Raw genomic sequence first — 16,711 nt, 5'->3', positions numbered from 1 at the left:
GTCCTCAGCGGGTAGCCAATCCCGTCCGGCAAAGCTGGCCAGCAGCCGGTACCGAGTGTTGCGTGGGGAAGGGTGCCCCCGCCGCCGCCACCACGGCGATGGCTCCATGGTGGAGGGTGCCGTTGCGCGCAGCGGTCCCGAATGATCCCTCTCTGCCGAGTTGCGTTTCAATGGCGCCCTTCCTCATTCAAAGAGCGACTTGGGATTGGAACGCCAATCCTTGAAGTAGGGATCATCGGGCTCGATGAGGCAGGATCTATCGGGTATTCCGCGTCTTGCCACGGCAGATTCTGGCTTCGCCATGGCTTTGGCGATGGCGCCGAGGATCCTGCCCCTCGGCTCGAAAGCGAGGCGCTCCCCGAGGAACTCGAGCTGACTCTGTGCCGATTTGGGCAAGCTGGGGCAGGCAACCAGATAATCCAGGTCTGGACCGGCCAGTTCAGTCCGGTCGTTGGCCACAAGGAAGGCCGCTCGGCTCGCCCGGAGAACCGAATGGACCTTCCTAATCTCGTCCGCTGTGCGAGGTTGCTCCCCCGCGAAATCGCCAGACTCATCCTCCCCTTCCTGGGCGCTTCTGAGCTGGGCGGTGGATTGGGAGGTGGACTGCTCTGTCCCCGTGCTCCCATTCTCCTGGAAAAGCCACTCTAGCTGTCGAAGGTTCTCCTGGAGATGTCCCTTCCGCCGCCAGAAGTGGTCGGCCTTGAAGAGGATCTGGTCATCCAGGCTTTGGAACGCGAAATCTGACGCGAACAACGTGATCCCACTTGCCTGTCGGCCCATCAGGTAGGCGGTCATCCCATCCTTGCCCGAGCGACCGAAGTAGACCCCACCCGCAGGGAGGTGTTCGAGGGCATAGGGGGAGTCTGGGAGTGGGTCTCCTGTATCCGAGTTCACCAGATTGAAGAAGCTGCCGAAACGGCCGTCGAGTTCCCCTATCACTTCACAGAGGCACCAATCTTCTTCCTTGATCGGGTGGGGCATGCGGACAAAGCGGGTGTATCCATCCGAATCCGTGGTGTCAAAGAGAACCCCCTGATGATCGGTCCCCTGGATCTCGTGCTTGGCGTCCTTAGAGAAGAGGCGGTAGGGCGTGTCGGGGGCCAAGCGGAACTGATACCCGAAGGGGCCGACCCCGATCTCCGGGGAGTGCCGGGTATTCTTCGGATGGAATCGCGTAAGTCGAGGGGTCTTGAGCGGAGGAAGCTGCCCGGATCGGCGCGGGGCGCCAGCACCGGGGGGAATGGGCGCCCCTGTGAGGCAGTCCAATACCGGGGCGTCCTTCCAGCGCGCCCAGGCCGAGGGGCCCTGGGGCATGAGGCCCCCGAAGCCGCAAGCCTCAGCGAGTTCCCGTGCCGTGTGGATCACTTCGTCACCCGAGCACCGAGGGGAGGCCACCTCATCCGGGGAGACACCCCGAGCGATGAGGAGGCGGATCACGTCACGCTTGGCGTCGGCATTTTCCGGCTCGGCCTCAAGGCCACAGGCGGTCGCCAGGTAAGGGAAACCTCCTTGCCAGCTCGCCAGGATGCCCTGGTCGTAATCGGGGCACTGGAGGAGGCGCAAGGCCACTTTCAGGTGTCCGGCCTTGAGGGCTTCCTGAAGTGGCGTTTGCCCCAGGGCTGGACTGGCTCCGGCCTTGAGCAGAGCTTCCACCAGATCCAGCCGGTTCCGCCTAGCGCACAAAATGAGGGCAGGCGGCTGCCCTTTGTCGGCTGCGTCCGGGTTCCCCCACTTCCGGGCCAGTAGGTCGAGCACCCGCTCGGGGGAACGGCTCCTAGCGGCCATGGCGAGGATTCCAGGGTGGGGCTGGAAGGGAGCGGCGGACTTGGCCCACCTGTCCACCAGATCCAGGCTCGCTCCCGCCATGACGGCGTACTCGACCATGCCGCGCTGTTCCTTGTCCCGCACGGAAGCCTTTGCCCCACCGGCCAGGAGGATATCGGCATACTCAGGTTGCCCGGCGGCGTGGAGCAGGGCGGTGGCCCCCTGGGCATCCGGCACCTCGGGATCCGCCCCGGCCTTCAGAAGGCGCCGGAAGAGTTCAGGCCTCCGGGCCTGCATGGCCATTCCAAGGGGTGAAAAGTCGGGGTCCCCCGATTCCCAGGTTTCTCGGGTCGCGGAGAGATCTTCACCTCCGGTCGCGAGGATCCAGTCCACCAGTTTCCATTTCCCTCTTGCCATGGCCAGCGTGAGGGCCGAGCCCTGGCGATCCTTCCGTTTGCCCAGGGGCGACCCGCCGTCGAAAAGGCGCTGCGCGAGCAGAATTTCTTGGTCTTCACTGAGTCCCAAATCCGAGTCGGCTAGAAGCATGAGGGCGGTCCAGCCTCCTCGTTCCTCCCCCTCTTCCTCCTCCCTCGTCTCCGCCCGCTGCCCTGCGGCCCTGGCGCCTTCTCCCGTGAGGGCGAGGGCCTGCACCCCATCCTTATGCTCCAGGGCATCCCACAGTTCGGCATCCAGGTTCCGACGAGGCGGCTTGGACGCGAACCGCCTCGCCGCAACCTGGGTCTCCTTGCGGGCCTGAGCCATGCGAGGAACGGCCTCCCGGAAGGCCTGCGCGATGGGTGATGCCTTGGGCTGGGCAGTGGGCGCGGCCGACAGGGTTCCCGAGGCGAGAAGGAGAAGGCAAGCGCTGCTGCGAGGCTGCAGAAGGATGGTCATAGGTGGCTTCCTGGGAAACGGCAACGAAAGGCAGCCCAGACGGAGGCGCCCGTGGGGCATGATGGGGCTTGAAGTGCGCGAAGGGGGATTGGACACAGCGTCTCTGACCTCATCCGAGGAGCGACTTGGGATTGGCGCGCCAATCCTTGACATAGGGATCATCGGGCTCGATGACGCAGGCCTCCTCCACCTCCTGGGGCCAGACCGGGAGCTTGCTGGTGCGGGCGGCCAGCCAGCGGCCCACCGAACCGAAGATGAAGAGGGGGAGTAGAACGAGTTGCCCCAGGGGGTATCCCTTCAAATTGCCCCAGAAGGCCATGAAGCCATACCAGAAGGGTTCCCGGCGGTCCCATAGGGGGAGGCTGTAGCGGGTCTTTTCGAAGGCCTCCCGGGGGCCTTCCTCCATGTAGCGGCGGACATGCTCCCAGATCTCCAGGAGGCCTTCCAGGGTACCGCTGATGTTGCGGATCTTGATGGTCTCCTTGACGGTGATGCCATCGGCCTCCAGGACGTGGGCATGGAGCTGCCAGTCGCTCATGCCCTTGTTGTAGAAGCGTGTATAGAAGAGCTCGTCCCACGGGGCGCTCAACACCGTTCCATCCCGCCGGAACATGTAGACCATCCGATTCTTGCGGTTGAAGCGGATGGGGTAGTGGGTCCACTTCCAGGCTTCGAAGGAAAAGAGAAACCAGGCAGCCCAAAGGGTAGGTATGCCCAAGGCTGTCACCAGGAGAAGGAACAGCAGGCTTGATGTGTTGTCTCCGGTGCCAGCCCAAAACTCGACAATTGAGATATGCATAACGGAAACAAAAAAGGGAGAATAAATAAGAGCTATGGCAGCACCACCAAGAAAACCAAGCCCCCGCCAGGAATACCAGTAATCCACAAATTCAAGGTAGGTGGAGTTGGTCCGGATGGCATTGGTCTGGGGCCTTGCGTTGACCTCCAGTCTCTCTCGCGGGAAAAGTTTGAGTTTCATTTCTTCCGGGGTTAGCGGGCGGTTAACTGGGGGCATCGCCTTGGTCATAAGTCTCGATTGAATCGACATCAGGCCCCCGTGGCCAAGGCCAGATTCTTCATTTCTTCGTCCAGACTTTCATAGCGCTTGCCCTGGCCCCAGCAGCATCGCTCTAGCCACTCGAACACCTTTTCCGGTTTGAGGTAACTGATGGCGAGGCCTACTAGGATCAGGGCCACGGCGAGCACCCAACCCCACACCGGCACGGCTGCCGCGCCGACAATCAGGGAATAGAAGGATATGAAGGCAAGGCCTACCCCAAGAATTCCTGATATGAGATAGCAGGCAGCGAGCCCATAATGTCTATTTGTAGCCGTTCAGGTATTTCGCACTTGATATGAATGGCTAGGTTGTACTTTTCGTTCAGGGCTGCAAGGCTTGAGAGATGGACGAACTGCAGCGGCAAGTTGACGAGCTGAAGGCCCTGTTGGCGGCCTCTCTGCAACGCATCCAGGAGCTGGAATCCAAGCTCACCCAGAACTCCGGCAACAGCTCGAAGCCTCCCAGTTCGGACATGGGTAGGAAGCGCAAGCCACCGGTAGATCCGAGTGGACGGAAGCGGGGCGGTCAGCCGGGTCACGCCGGAAAGACCCGGGAGCAGGTTCCGCCCGAGGAGGTGGATGAGGTGAAGGACGCCGATCCCGAGTCCTGCGAGAGATGCGGGGAATCCCTGGAGCAGGCTCCCCGCCGGGATGCCATCATCCGGCAGTTCTGCGAGTCGCCGGCGTTCCGGGCCTTCATCACGGAGCTGAGGCAGTGGTCCAAAGCCTGCCCCCGGTGCGGGCATGTCACCCGGGCGGCTGCGCCGGTGGGAACCCCGAAGGGTGCTTTCGGCCCCCGCCTCCAGGCGCTCACCGGGATGCTCTCGGGGCGATTCCGATTGACCAAGCGGGAGATCATGGTGATGCACCGATCCGTCTTTGGCGTGCGGATGTCGCTGGGCTCCGTGGCGGCCTGCTGCAAGTCGGTGAGCGAGGCTGTGGCCCCGACTGCCAGAGCGATCCACGAAGAGGTGAAGGCCTCCCCAGTGGTGCACGCCGATGAAACGGGGTTCGGTCGCTGCGGAGAGGATCGGATGTGGCTCTGGGTCGCCGCAACGGCGGAGGCCGAAGCCTTCCGACTTCTGCCAGGACGGGGCCAGGCGCAGGCCAAGGACCTCCTCGGCGAGGACTACCCGGGCATCATCCAGCGCGACCGATGGAAGCCCTACGAGAAGTTCCTCAAGGCCAAGCACCAGCTCTGCCACAGCCACATTCGACGTGACGTGCAGGGGATGTTGGAGAGCAAGGGTGAGACGGGAACCCAGGGCTGCATGCTGAAGCTGGCCAGCGACAAGGCTTTCCATCTGTGGCACCAGTGTGAGCAAGAGGAAATCAGTCGGGAGGAACTGGCCAAGGAGACACAGTCGATCCAGGCGGAGATGCGGGAGCGGTTCGAGATCCTGGCGAAGCACCCCGATACCACCAAGAAAGCACGGGGGACAGCCAACGATCTGCTCCGGCAATGGGATCGACTCTGGACCTACCTGAGCCATGAAGGGGTGGTGCCGACCAACAATGAAGCCGAGAGGGCGATCCGCAAGGCGGTGCTGTGGCGGAAGGTGAGCCTGGGGGTGGAGAGCGAGCATGGCGCCCGCTTTGTGGAGCGCATGCTGACCCTGGCAGGCACGGCCCGGAAGCGCGGCGTGGACCTGCTGGAGTGGCTGACTCAGGCCATGAAGGCCAGCCTCGTCGGAATCGCCGCACCGGATTTCACAGCCTGATGCGGTCCCCGTGGAATCAGAAACCCCCTCCATGCGGAGGGGGCTGAACGGCTACGTCTATTTTTACGTTCATGGTTTGCCGCCATTAGATCCATCACCGCAATCGCCAATCCCCCAAGGATCCCCAGGCCACTCCCAATCCCTCGTAGAGCCCGAAACCCCGCCGACGCCGTAATATCCGCCACCCATCCCCGGGCGATCGCGGCTTCCAGGCTCTTGGTCAGGGTTTCGGCGGTGGTGCCCACCAGGGCGGCGATCTGGCTGTGGAAGCGCTTTTTGAGCGCGGGCACTTCGTGGGTCATGGCGCGATCCAGATCCCTGCTCATCTGGCATGCCCCCACAAAGCCCAGGAGCATCCCCAGGGAGCCCGACAGGATGGGCAGACCATGGGAGGGCTTGAGGGCCACCTGGGCTTCACCGGCCTCCTCCAGGCGGAAGCCGCTCGTGAGGATGGCCAATCGCTGCTGGGGGGTGGCCTCATGGGAGATGCTTTCCAGGCCACGGCAGGTCAGGACCATGCTGGAGGTGCTCCCATCCAGCTTCGCCCCCTTGAGCTTGCAGTATTCGATCTGGGTAGCCGCGAACTGCTTGGCGGCGGTTTTCGAGACACCGGGACATTTTCCCAGAACAAATTCCAGGAGGCCCTGCCGCAACATCCGCTCAGTGCCTTCCACCTTGATGCACTCCAGGGGCGTTCCGGTCGCCACCGCCACGGCGATGGCCCCATGGTGGAGGGTGCCGTTGCGGGCGGCGGCCAGCACCTTGCCCATGGGGGCGGAGATGATCCCGAAGAACATCGTCAGGAGATCGTCCTTCTGATACGGGGCGATGCCGGGGGCGGCCGCCCCGAAGGCGCTGCACAGGCTGGCCCAGGTGCTGGCGACGGAATGCCTGTCGGCCTGGCTTGCAAGGCTGGCCTTCAGGCTGTGGCTCTCCCGTTCAATGGCCGACCACACCCCCTCCTGGTTCAGCACCAGCGCCCGGTTGACCAGGCTTTCGCTCATCGTGGGCTTTTTCAGCTCTTTTTCGAGGTGGTCATGGCAGGGCCCCTTGTCCTGGACCCCTGCGTAGCACTTCGCCAGGGTCCGGGTGAAATCGCAGCCGCTCTGGGCATCCTGCGGGTCAAAGGTGTCCTTGAAGTGCCCCTTGAGAGGCGCACTCTCCATGAAGGCGGCGTGGGCTTCCGCCAGGGGCAGGATCCAGTCCTTGTCGAAGGGGTCCAGGTATTTCTCCTTGAATATCGGCTTCCAGTTTCCATGCACCTCGGCGTGGTATTTCTTTTGGGATTCCGCCTTCACCCAGGCAATGTTGCCGTCGAGTTCCCGGGCGGTCTGCTGGGCGAGTTTCTCATCCACCTCTGCGTCATAACCCGAAAGGGCACCCGGCGAATAGGGACTGCTGCTCTTGGCCAGCACACCCAGGATCTTCCCGATCAGCCGGCGCTCTCCCTCCTTCTTGCCCGACCGCTTGAAGGCCGCGCTCTCCACGCACGCATCAATGGCGCTGGCGGTCGTGGCCGCCCAGCCCCAGGTGACCTTGGGATCACTGAATCCCGCCTCGGCCCGCCTGGACATGAACTGGTCGGTGCGCGCCAGCATGAGCGTGGCAAGGTCCATGGCCACGGCGACAGGATCCTCCAAGGCAAGGGTCGCCCCGGCGTGGTAGAACGATTTCAGGCTCCCATGGCTATCTTCAAGCAGGGTCTTCAATGTCGAAATCTTGAAGGCGTGCCGACTGAACCAGAATGCGTTTTTGCTTGTTGCTCCGTGGAGGTCCGCCACATGCCGACGCGCATCCTGGGATGGCTCACTGTGAAGGGGGCAGGTGTGAGGCTGGGCTGCTTTGACTTGGCCCGGGTCGAAACGGCGCATGTGTTTGGAGCGAAAAGCGGCATCTTCCTGGGCGGTCTTCAGGGTGGCCTGGGTCCAGGCCGCATCGGAGAAAGCAAACCAGCAGGGCTCATCGTCTATCAGGTAGATCAGGCCCTTGGGTGAACAGTTCCGTTTTTTCCAGTCCTTGCCCTCCAGTGAGGTCAGGTGGCCCAGGTGGTTGATTTCAAACTTGCTCCAATTTTGATCCTTTTCGTTGAACATATAGAGATAGCCTTTTCGAAGGCGGCGGAGCGTCATGTGGGTATGGGTTTTACCGGCAAGGGGCGCGCACTGGAATTGCCCACTCAACTTGGGCACTGCTGTGCGTTGCTCGTGCCCATCTTCGCGGTAGTCGTTTGCCAGGGCGTAACGCACGGGGAATACGGCCACCCAGCCGACTGGCTTGACGAGAACCTTGACGGGCACCTTGTCCGCCAGGGGCGTCATCACGGCTGTCTGCTCATGGATGGGGGGGGCTTGGTCGTTGGCCATATGGATTCCTAGGACTGTGAAATGGGGTTGGGAAGGATCTTGATACTCAAGCCCTCCGCGTCGAGTCCCCGGACCTTGCTGGTGAACCCCTGGGCATCCGTCACCCCCCGCAGAACCTTTCCGAATGCGGTGGTCAGTTCGTAGGGCATGTGCGGGAGGGATTCGCCGCTTTCGGAATCCACCACATGGAAATGCTGGTCGAAGATCTCCCCATCCTTCGGCGGGTGGGGGAGGTCCAGTTGCACGCTCTCTGGCCCCATCATCTTCACCCCCGCCGCGTGGATCTCCAGGGCGTCGGGGAGCTGGATGACCATGTTGCCGTCTTTCATGGTGAGGGCACCGCCTCCGGCGGCGAGGTGGAGGGCGATCTTGGCGAGGATCTCGGAGCTGGCGGTGGCGGAAACGATCTGGATCTCCTGGTCCGCCACGAGGCCGAGCTTGCCTTCGTGGGCCTGGATGTCGATGTTGCCCTTGCCTGCGAAGAGCTTGATGCCGGACTTCGCCGCAAAGACGCTCCAGGCCTCCTGGGCGGCCATCATGATGCGCTTGCCTGCGGCGATCACCGTATCCTGGCCGCTGTCGAGATGGATGTGCTCCCCGGCGCTGGTGTGGGCGCTGGCGGGGGTGGCTTGCACGATGCCTGCGGGGCTAGAGAGGGCCAGCAGGGGGGCGGCGAAGGCGGGCACTTCTGTTTGCCCAGTCTGGACGGTTTTCTTCAGGGTGTCCTGAGCTTTCTTCGCAGTCTCCAGGCTGCCCAGGGGCTCCATCTGGTGCTTTTCGGCCACGTCGCTGAGTGCATTGGAGAGCTGCTGGCCGCTTTCGAGCTGGCTGTGCAGCCCAGCGGCTTCCAGGGCGGCGCTGCCGCCCTCGGTGCTGATCAGCAGGCCCTTCTCGCCCCGAAGGGCGCCGTAGGCCTCGCTGCGCAGCTCGAAGCCGGTGCCTTTGGCTTCCGCCACCCCCAGGGCACGGGGGTGCACGATGTGGCCCAGGTTCAGTTCCGTGTGGGCGTGATCCGAAGCCAGTCGGGCCCGCAGCTCGTTGGTGCTGTCGTCGAAGAGGAGTTCGTTACCGCCGCTCCCCTTGTGCATCTTGGAGCGCATACCCGAGATGGCCTTATCGCCAGGGAGGCTGGAGGCCAGGCTGAAGCGGGCGGGCTTGCGCTGGCCGCCGATCAGGACGCTGAGGCTCACGGGCTTGTCGGGGTCGTTGTGGCGGAAATCATGGAAACCAGAGCCCGGCATCCGGCGGATTGGTGCGGCCATCCTTGACATAGGGGTCGCCGGGTTCGATGGTGCAGGCTTCTTCGACTTCTATGGGCCAGACGGGGGTCTTGCAGGTGGCCATGGCGAACTGTCGGCCAATCCATGCCATCAGGAAGATTGGCGAAAGGAGGATCTGGAAGAAGATCTGGCCGTGCATTACTAGCCATAGCTTCTGCAGGCCCAGGATACTGGGCTCCTTGTGTTGGTCGATGGGCAGGCAGTAGTTCAGAAGCTCCCAGGGCTCCCTTGGTCCCTCTTCCATGTATCGACGGAAGTACTCCCAGTGGGCTTGGACGCCCTCCACGGATGTGGTGACATAGCCGAAGGAGAATGTCTCCAGGACGGTCTTGCGGTCCTTGTCCAGGACGTGCCCCCGCACATCCCAGGACTCGATGCCCATGGATTTTCCGCCCCGCCCCAAAGTGAAGAAGACCTCCTTCCAGGGGACTGAAAGCACCGTTCCGTCCAAACGGAAGACATAGACCATGCGGTTTTTCCGGTTGAGGCGGATGGGGTAGTGGGTCCAGCGGAAGGATTCTTTGCGGAGGAGCCAAATGCACACAATGGCCAGCGGAGAGGCTGTTGCAGTCATCAACAAAAGGGTCAACCACATGGTGGCCAGACCTGTGCGGATTTGCTGCTCGTTGGGTGATAGTAGCGAAATAAAGAGCGCCGACAAGAAAAGGACAATACCCAAGAAGACAATTGAAGTGGCAAACGTGAGCAATCCCTTCCATGCGTAGTATTTGTCCACAAGATCCAGGTACGACGAGTTCATCTTGATGACGCTGAGCTGGTAGAAGGGATTGGAGGCTTGTCGATCATGGGGAGAGAGCTTGAGTTCTTTCTCCTCCTCGGTCAAAGGGCGGTTGACTTTGTATCCGAACAGTCCGGCGTATTCCAAGTCAACCTCCCATCGCTGCGTTGAAATCGCCGATTTCGGTTTCCATGTTCCCGTAGCCTTCCTTGTCTCGGAGGGTCCCCCAACAGCCGCGCTTGAGCCATTCCTGGAGTTTGTTGTCCTTGATGTACTCAATCAGGACGCTAATCCCTACACTTAGGACCACCAGGAGCCACCCGACTGGGCCCAGCCAAACAAAGGTCGAGGCCAAGAGGAAGCAAATGGCCGCCCCTCCGCCGACCATGGCGCTGATGCCGTAGGCATAGGCAAGTCCGTTATTACCATTCTTCCACTCCCCCCATCCCTTACACCCATCCACCCCCGCCATCACCAACCCCGCAACAAATCCCAAAACCCGCCCTGTGGTCTTGATGCCGAGAGCGGCAGACTCTGTCCAGAAAATTGACGGCCGCATCTCTATAGCCCCACCCATCAACTCCCCCAAGGTTCCCGCAAAAGCCGCCACGCTGGCACCATGGCGCCACTGGTTCTCCGTCTTCTCGAAGGAGGTGCCCTTTTCCAGGTCTGCGGAGAGTTTGCTCATGGACAGGAACTGGCAGATGCCTGCCACGGCACCAAAGATAAGGGGAGCACCCTTGCCCCAGCCATTCTTGAGCTTGCCCTGCCACTTGGCAAGGTTCAGGGCTTCCACTTCCTCGGGGGTCCGGATGGATTGGGCCAGCCATTCGGCCTGGGCCTGGGGCTTGAGTCCCTTGGGCATGGCCTTGGCCTCTTCGGGGTCCACCATTAGCAGGAAGCGCTGCTGGTGGGTGCCCTCCATGGGCACGCCATGCACTTCCAGTCGCTTCATCTCTGCCGCTGTGGCCATCTGGACCTGATTTGCACTGGGTTTGCCCTTGTTGAGCCCCAGCAATTCCTTGACCAGCATCGCCCGGAAGGTCTTCTTGCTGCCCACGACCTCGACGCAAACCCTGGGCGTCTCGCTGACCACGCCCAGGGCGGCGGCGGCGTGGCGGATGGGTCCATTCAGCGCCCCCTTGAGCACCTCCGCAATGGGGTGACCCAGCGTGGCGATATAGCGCACGATGACAGCATCCTTGTCCTTCTTGACGGCCTCCACGGTTGTGGCAAATCCCGAAATCAGGCCATCCCAGGGCAAGCCCCGAAGGTCCATGGATGGCGACACCGCCGCGCGGATGTCCGCAGCGGTCTTCTTCAGGTTGAGGACCAGCCCGCGCAGCAACAGGTTCTCGCTGGTGAGTTCTGCCTTCAGCCATTTGGTCATGTAGGCGGCGCAAGGCCCCTTATCCTGGACCCCTGTGTAGCAACGGCCCAGGGTGTGGGTATAGGCCAAGCCGCTGACCACATCCACGGAATCGAAGACACCGTTGAAGTAGCCCTTGAATCGCTGACTTGGGAGTTCTTCCATATCTCAAGTTTCCAGATGGGCGCCCGCGTTAAGGCTGCATCGCCGTTGAGTTGGAGAGAAATAGAACGCCTCAGTAGCCAAAACGATACCCAGGCGGGTTGGTGGTGACGTCGTGGACATGGGGGTCCTCAGGCTCAATGGTGCAGGTGGCCTCGATCTCCTTGGGCCAGACGGGGACCTTGCAGGTGCGGAAGGCGAGCCAGCGGGCGCAGGATTGGAGAACGCGGATCGGGAAGAGGATCGTCCCCAGGAACCAGTTGGGCGAACCCATCTCCCGATGAACCACCGTCATCCCCGCCGAAAAGGGTTCCTTGCCCCGATCCAGGGGCAGGCAGACAAGCTGCGGGGTGTCCTCCAGTGCGGATTCGGGCCCCTCTTCCATGTAGCGCCGGAAGAACTCCCAGAGGGAAAGGGTGGCAGCCAACCCGGAGGCGTGCCCCCCCAGGATGAAGGTCTCCTTGGGGTAGCGCTTGGAGCCCTCCATCACGTGCCCCGCGATGAAGGTGGGCTGGAAGGGGCCTTTGTACCGGCCCAGGCCGACATTGAAGAAGACCTCGTCCCAGGGGACGGAAAGGACCGAGCCATCAAAGCGAAACACATGGACCATCCGGGTTTTGCGGTTCAGGCGGACGGGCATGTGGGTGTATTTGAAGAATTCGGATTTGGAAATAGAAATAAAAAATAAAGCAGCTAACCACAACAAAATGCATCCATCGATGTTGTTAAATGTTAAAACTTTATTTTGCGTTATTGAAGAGTGTAGATCCAATATGCCTACTGCAAAAAAACCGAATGATGAAACTCCACACCACATTGTCAACCATCCTTGCTGCCCATAAACAACGTCCGGCGACTCAAGGTAGGTGCTATTGAGCTTGATCAGTGACCCCCAATACTGAGGGCTGACGTCAAGGGGCTCATTCTGGAAGAGCTGTCTCGCCAGCTCCTCATCCTCAAGCCTCTGATCAGGCTTGAACTGCAACTTGTTATTGGGAATCCCCTGCATAGCTCAAACCCTCGAAAGAGCGGGGTGCGCGTCAGTAGCCAAAACGGTATCCAGGCGGGTTGGTGGTGACGTCGTGGACATGGGGGTCATCGGGCTCAATGGTGCAGGTGGCCTCGATCTCCTTGGGCCAGACGGGGACCTTGCAGGTGCGGAAGGCGAGCCAGCGGGCGCAAGATTGGAGAACGCGGATCGGGAAGAGGATCGTGCCCAGGAACCAGTTGGGTGAACCCATTTCCCGATGAACCACCGTCATGCCCGCCGAAAAGGGCTCCTTGCCCCGGTCCAGGGGCAGGCAGACAAGCTGCGGAGTGTCCTCCAGTGCGGATTCGGGCCCCTCTTCCATGTAGCGCCGGAAGAACTCCCAGAGGGAGAGGGTGGCGGCCAACCCGGAGGCGTGCCCCCCCAGGATGAAGGTCTCCTTGGGGTAGCGCTTGGAGCCCTCCATCACATGCCCCGCGATGAAGGTGGGCTGGAAGGGCCCCTTGTACCGGCCCAGGCCGATGTTGAAAAAGACCTCGTCCCAGGGAACGGAAAGGACCGAACCATCGAAGCGGAACACATGGACCATCCGGGTTTTGCGGTTCAAACGGACCGGCATGTGGGTGTATTTGAAGAATTCGGATTTGGCGAGCAGAGAAAAGAGAATGGCAAAAAATAGGTAGAAAAAAAGACCGAAAATATCCTTATCGGTATTGGAATGGAATATCAGCGAAGATAATCCTGTATATGAAGACGTACCCGCAACCAAAAAGGCAATAACAACAACTCCGCACCACATTGTCAACCATCCCTGCTGTCCGTATACAACATCGGGGGATTCAAGAAAGGTGCTATTGAACTTGATCAGTGACCCCCAATAACGAGGTCTGAATTCAAGATGATCATTCTGGAAGAGTTGTCTTGCTAGCTCATCGTCCTCAAGCCTCTGATCGGGCTTGAACTGCAACTTGTGATTGGGAATCCCCTGCATATCTCAAACCCTCGAAAGAGCGGAGTGCGCGTCAGTATCCAAAACGGTATCCAGGCGGGTTGGTGGTGACGTCGTGGACATGGGGGTCCTCAGGCTCAATGGTGCAGGTGGCCTCGATCTCCTTGGGCCAGACGGGGACCTTGCAGGTGCGGAAGGCGAGCCAGCGGGCGCAGGATTGGAGAACGCGGATCGGGAAGAGGATCGTCCCCAGGAACCAGTTGGGCGAACCCATCTCCCGATGAACCACCGTCATCCCCGCCGAAAAGGGTTCCTTGCCCCGATCCAGGGGCAGGCAGACAAGCTGCGGGGTGTCTTCCAGTGCGGATTCGGGCCCCTCTTCCATGTAGCGCCGGAAGAACTCCCAGAGGGAAAGGGTGGCGGCCAACCCGGAGGCGTGCCCCCCCAGGATGAAGGTCTCCTTGGGGTAGCGCTTGGAGCCCTCCATCACGTGCCCCGCGATGAAGGTGGGCTGGAAGGGCCCCTTGTACCGGCCAAGCCCGACATTGAAGAAGACCTCGTCCCAGGGGACCGAGAGGACCGAGCCATCGAAGCGGAACACATGGACCATCCGGGTTTTGCGGTTCAGGCGGACGGGCATGTGGGTGTACTTAAAGAATTCAGATTTGGCAAGCAGAATAAACAATAGGGAAATAATTAAATTCGCCGCAAGAACTGCAATAATCATTGTTAGGTTGTGGCGATCTACACGATATATGGTTGTGGAGTATATAATTCCCGTAGTAAAAAAAATCAACGCTGCAATGCCGCCCCACATGGTCAGCCATCCCTGCTGTCCATAGATAACATCTGGGGATTCGAGATATGTACTATTCAGCTTGATGAGTGATCCCCAGTAGCGAGGAGTGGCTTCAAGGGGCTCATTCTGGAAGAGCTGTCTTGCCAATTCCTCATCTTCAAGCCTTTGATCAGGCTTGAACTGTAGTCTTCTATTTGGAATGCATTGCATGGATCATACCCCGCTGACTGCTGTTTTCAAGAATGCCCGTTCGGCGTCGGCAGTATGGAATCCAGGTCTAATACCGAAAGCGCACTTTTCAAGCCAATCGTGGAGCGGTCCGCTTCTGGTTGCAAGGTAAAGCTGAATGCCAATAAAAACAGCCAATAAAACCCAGCCAACGATCGGAACCCAAGCACCAGATAGCCAGGTCGTTCCAAGTAATATTGATGAACCAATACCAGATGCTGCGGAAAACCAGTAACATCCCATCGTTTTATAGTCTTTTTGTGTTAATGCCTGCCAACCCTTGTATATGTCGACTAGTCCATTCAACACCCCCGCCGCGACCCCCATGTATCTGAAGGTCTTGAATGCATTGGATTCAATGATTCCAAGCGCCACGTTGGGGCTTACGACGCTGTAGACGGTGGTGGCGACGGAACTACTCCATGCGAGGATTCCCGCCGAGAGCTGGGTGAGCACATCGATGTTCTGCTGGACGGGGGCGGAGTTGAAGTCCCGGATGCTGGCCACCAGGCTTGCGCTCTGGCAGGCGAGCATGAGGGCGCTGAATCTGCCGGTGCTGGTCTTGAAGAAGTTCCATCGATTGGCGGGGGTTTCGGTGAGCCGGTCCAGGGTCAGCAGGCCCTCTGACCCTGGGTTGATGCCGTGGAGGCGAAGTTCCTCTTCGTTCAGGACCACCACCCACTTGGTCGGCTTTCGGGCATTGTAGACCCTTGGATCCTGCCCCAGGAACCCAGCGATTTGGCACCGGGCCTGGCCTTGCTTGATGCTGGGATTCACCCGCCGCACGCTTTCCGTGATGGACTCCAGGACATCAGACAGACCCGTGTTCCGGAAGGTGAGGAGGCGAAGCTGCTTCTTTTCAATGGCCGCCAGGGCCGAGAGGGCAAGCCGGCCCCGATCCTCCTCGGCCGCCTTTTTCGTCAGCTCCGTCAAGGGGCCGATCAGTTCCTTGGCCAAGGCTTTCATGCTGTCGCCCGCCGCACCCCCAAGAGCGTCCACAGCCTGGGTGATCACCGGGAGAGACCCCTTGATGGCGAAATCGTTGAAGCTGACTCCGCTGCTGAAGGGGGCGTTCCTGATTTCGTTGAGAAGGGGAGAGTGGTTGCTCAGCAGCCCCCGGGCGAGGATTCCGCAGGAACGGAATGCATCGTCCTCCAGCCACTTGAGGTAGAGATCCGCGCAGGGTTTGTAGGCTTGGGTGCCCTCAATGCATAGGCGAAGAAGGCCCGCATAGTGGCCTCCCGTGTCAGCGACGCCGCTGGGGTAGTGGTAACGAAATACCGCCTGGAGTTCAGGGCTTTGCATCCATCGGGCATGGGTCTCTGCGAGGGGAATCAGGACTTTGTCCTTATGCTCGTTCAGTTGCTGTTCAAGCTGGCTGGGCCACTTTCCCATGGCATCCCAGTTGACCTTGTAGTGGTAAGGCTCCCAAGCCTTCCACCTGGCCTGCTCGATGGCGTTCTGGACATTCTTATTGAAGTCGTCCAACATTCGCCCATCCTCCTGGACAACCGCACGTGCCTTCGCCATGAGCCCATACAGGGAATCCTGGGGTTTCTGCCGCTGAAGATATTCCTTCTCGCCGAAGGACTGGACGCTGGCGCGGATATCCAACACGGCTTGGTAACTGGCGTTCCGCCGGGCTCTCTCGGGCTCTGATACGAAGTTGTTATAGCGTTGAGCCATCATGGCGCGGGTGTCCATGGCAATGCCGGTGGGGTCGTCCAGGGCGAGTATGAGGCCACGCTGGAGGCAGTCTTTGCTGACTTCGCTCTCCAGTTGGTCCACTTTCTGCTTGGCGAAGGGGAAGGCGCTGAACCAGAAGGCCTCGGGCCTCACTCCGCGCGCCAAGTCTGCGACATGGGTCTCGACATCCTTCAATGCTCCGGTGTGGGGTCCAGGCGCCAATGGTTTTACGCAACGCATGAACTTGCTGCGGAAGTCCTGTTTATGGGCCGCCTGGGACAGGATGCTCTTGTCCAGAAGGTGGTTCGTGAAGCAGAACCAAAGCACCGAATCGTCGGGTGCCAGCACCAGTCCGTTTTGGGTGTAGCCAAGGTTTCTGTGGTCCTGGTCATTCCGGTCCACCGGGGAAAGCTGGCCCCAAGGGTTCACAAGAAAGATGTTCCAGAATTGGCTCTTCTCGTTGAATACGTAAAGATACCCCCCACGGGGGCGGCGCAGGGTGTAATGGGTGCCTGGGCTCGGCTTGACGCTGGTAACGCAAAAGGAGCCGCTCAGTGGGGGAGTTCTTGACCCGTCATCCCCCAACGCATAACGCACCGGGAATATCGGCACGGGTTTCGACCAGTGCAGGTCCTTGACGCTCCCTCTGACTAGATTGCTGCTGTGAGTGCCCAGATAATGGTCCACCATGTTGAGGTTGCTCCCCTAAA

12 protein-coding genes are annotated in these 16,711 nt (G+C 60.4%); 1 reads left to right on the top strand and 11 read right to left on the bottom strand.

The window, feature by feature from the left end; genetic code table 11:
* Window positions 1–183: 183 nt before the first annotated feature.
* The 3 genes from HOLFODRAFT_RS0210110 to HOLFODRAFT_RS24840 form a co-directional block, all read right to left on the bottom strand.
* Entirely contained in the window at window positions 184–2,658 is a 2,475-nt protein-coding gene (locus tag HOLFODRAFT_RS0210110) for an ankyrin repeat domain-containing protein (protein WP_005038424.1), read from the bottom strand.
* A gap of 109 nt (window positions 2,659–2,767) precedes the next feature.
* Entirely contained in the window at window positions 2,768–3,376 is a 609-nt protein-coding gene (locus tag HOLFODRAFT_RS0210105) for a DUF6708 domain-containing protein (RefSeq protein WP_026939228.1), read from the bottom strand.
* Window positions 3,377–3,705: 329 nt separating this feature from the next.
* Window positions 3,706–3,855 carry a hypothetical protein gene (locus HOLFODRAFT_RS24840; protein WP_158412943.1) on the bottom strand — a complete coding sequence of 50 codons (150 nt, stop codon included), beginning with the start codon at window positions 3,853–3,855 and terminating at the stop codon, window positions 3,706–3,708.
* Between the two features lie 206 nt (window positions 3,856–4,061).
* On the opposite strand from HOLFODRAFT_RS24840, the gene tnpC reads away from it, so the two are divergent.
* Window positions 4,062–5,438 (top strand): IS66 family transposase, encoded by a 1,377-nt coding sequence (gene tnpC, locus HOLFODRAFT_RS0210095; protein ID WP_026939007.1) that lies wholly within the window; start codon window positions 4,062–4,064, stop codon window positions 5,436–5,438.
* Here tnpC and HOLFODRAFT_RS0210090 read toward each other — a convergent pair.
* The 8 genes from HOLFODRAFT_RS0210090 to HOLFODRAFT_RS0210055 form a co-directional block, all read right to left on the bottom strand.
* Window positions 5,384–7,801: a T6SS effector BTH_I2691 family protein gene (locus tag HOLFODRAFT_RS0210090; RefSeq protein ID WP_005038418.1), complete on the bottom strand. Its 2,418-nt coding sequence runs from the start codon at window positions 7,799–7,801 to the stop codon at window positions 5,384–5,386. The two genes, tnpC and HOLFODRAFT_RS0210090, sit on opposite strands and share 55 nt — an antisense overlap.
* Before the next feature lie 8 nt (window positions 7,802–7,809).
* Window positions 7,810–9,063: a DUF2345 domain-containing protein gene (locus HOLFODRAFT_RS0210085; protein ID WP_244432614.1), complete on the bottom strand. Its 1,254-nt coding sequence runs from the start codon at window positions 9,061–9,063 to the stop codon at window positions 7,810–7,812.
* Window positions 9,020–9,967, bottom strand: a complete 948-nt coding sequence (locus tag HOLFODRAFT_RS0210080) for a DUF6708 domain-containing protein (protein WP_005038414.1) — start codon at window positions 9,965–9,967, stop codon at window positions 9,020–9,022. Before HOLFODRAFT_RS0210080 ends, HOLFODRAFT_RS0210085 begins: the two co-directional genes overlap by 44 nt.
* A 1-nt stretch (window position 9,968) precedes the next feature.
* Window positions 9,969–11,354, bottom strand: coding sequence for a T6SS effector BTH_I2691 family protein (locus tag HOLFODRAFT_RS0210075; protein WP_005038412.1), 1,386 nt, complete (start codon window positions 11,352–11,354; stop codon window positions 9,969–9,971).
* A gap of 70 nt (window positions 11,355–11,424) precedes the next feature.
* On the bottom strand, window positions 11,425–12,168 hold the full coding sequence (locus HOLFODRAFT_RS23980; RefSeq protein ID WP_148300500.1) for a DUF6708 domain-containing protein: 744 nt from the start codon (window positions 12,166–12,168) through the stop codon (window positions 11,425–11,427).
* A 223-nt stretch (window positions 12,169–12,391) separates the two neighbouring features.
* Window positions 12,392–13,138 carry a DUF6708 domain-containing protein gene (locus HOLFODRAFT_RS25285; protein WP_341871912.1) on the bottom strand — a complete coding sequence of 249 codons (747 nt, stop codon included), beginning with the start codon at window positions 13,136–13,138 and terminating at the stop codon, window positions 12,392–12,394.
* Window positions 13,139–13,361: 223 nt separating this feature from the next.
* Window positions 13,362–14,015 (bottom strand): DUF6708 domain-containing protein, encoded by a 654-nt coding sequence (locus HOLFODRAFT_RS25280; protein WP_341871911.1) that lies wholly within the window; start codon window positions 14,013–14,015, stop codon window positions 13,362–13,364.
* 285 nt (window positions 14,016–14,300) lie between these two features.
* On the bottom strand, window positions 14,301–16,691 hold the full coding sequence (locus tag HOLFODRAFT_RS0210055) for a T6SS effector BTH_I2691 family protein (RefSeq protein WP_005038405.1): 2,391 nt from the start codon (window positions 16,689–16,691) through the stop codon (window positions 14,301–14,303).
* Window positions 16,692–16,711 lie beyond the last annotated feature (20 nt).

Origin of the sequence: Holophaga foetida DSM 6591 (assembly GCF_000242615.2) — a bacterium.
Taxonomy (GTDB): Bacteria; Acidobacteriota; Holophagae; order Holophagales; family Holophagaceae; genus Holophaga; species Holophaga foetida.
This window is presented reverse-complemented; position numbering and strand designations above follow the sequence as displayed.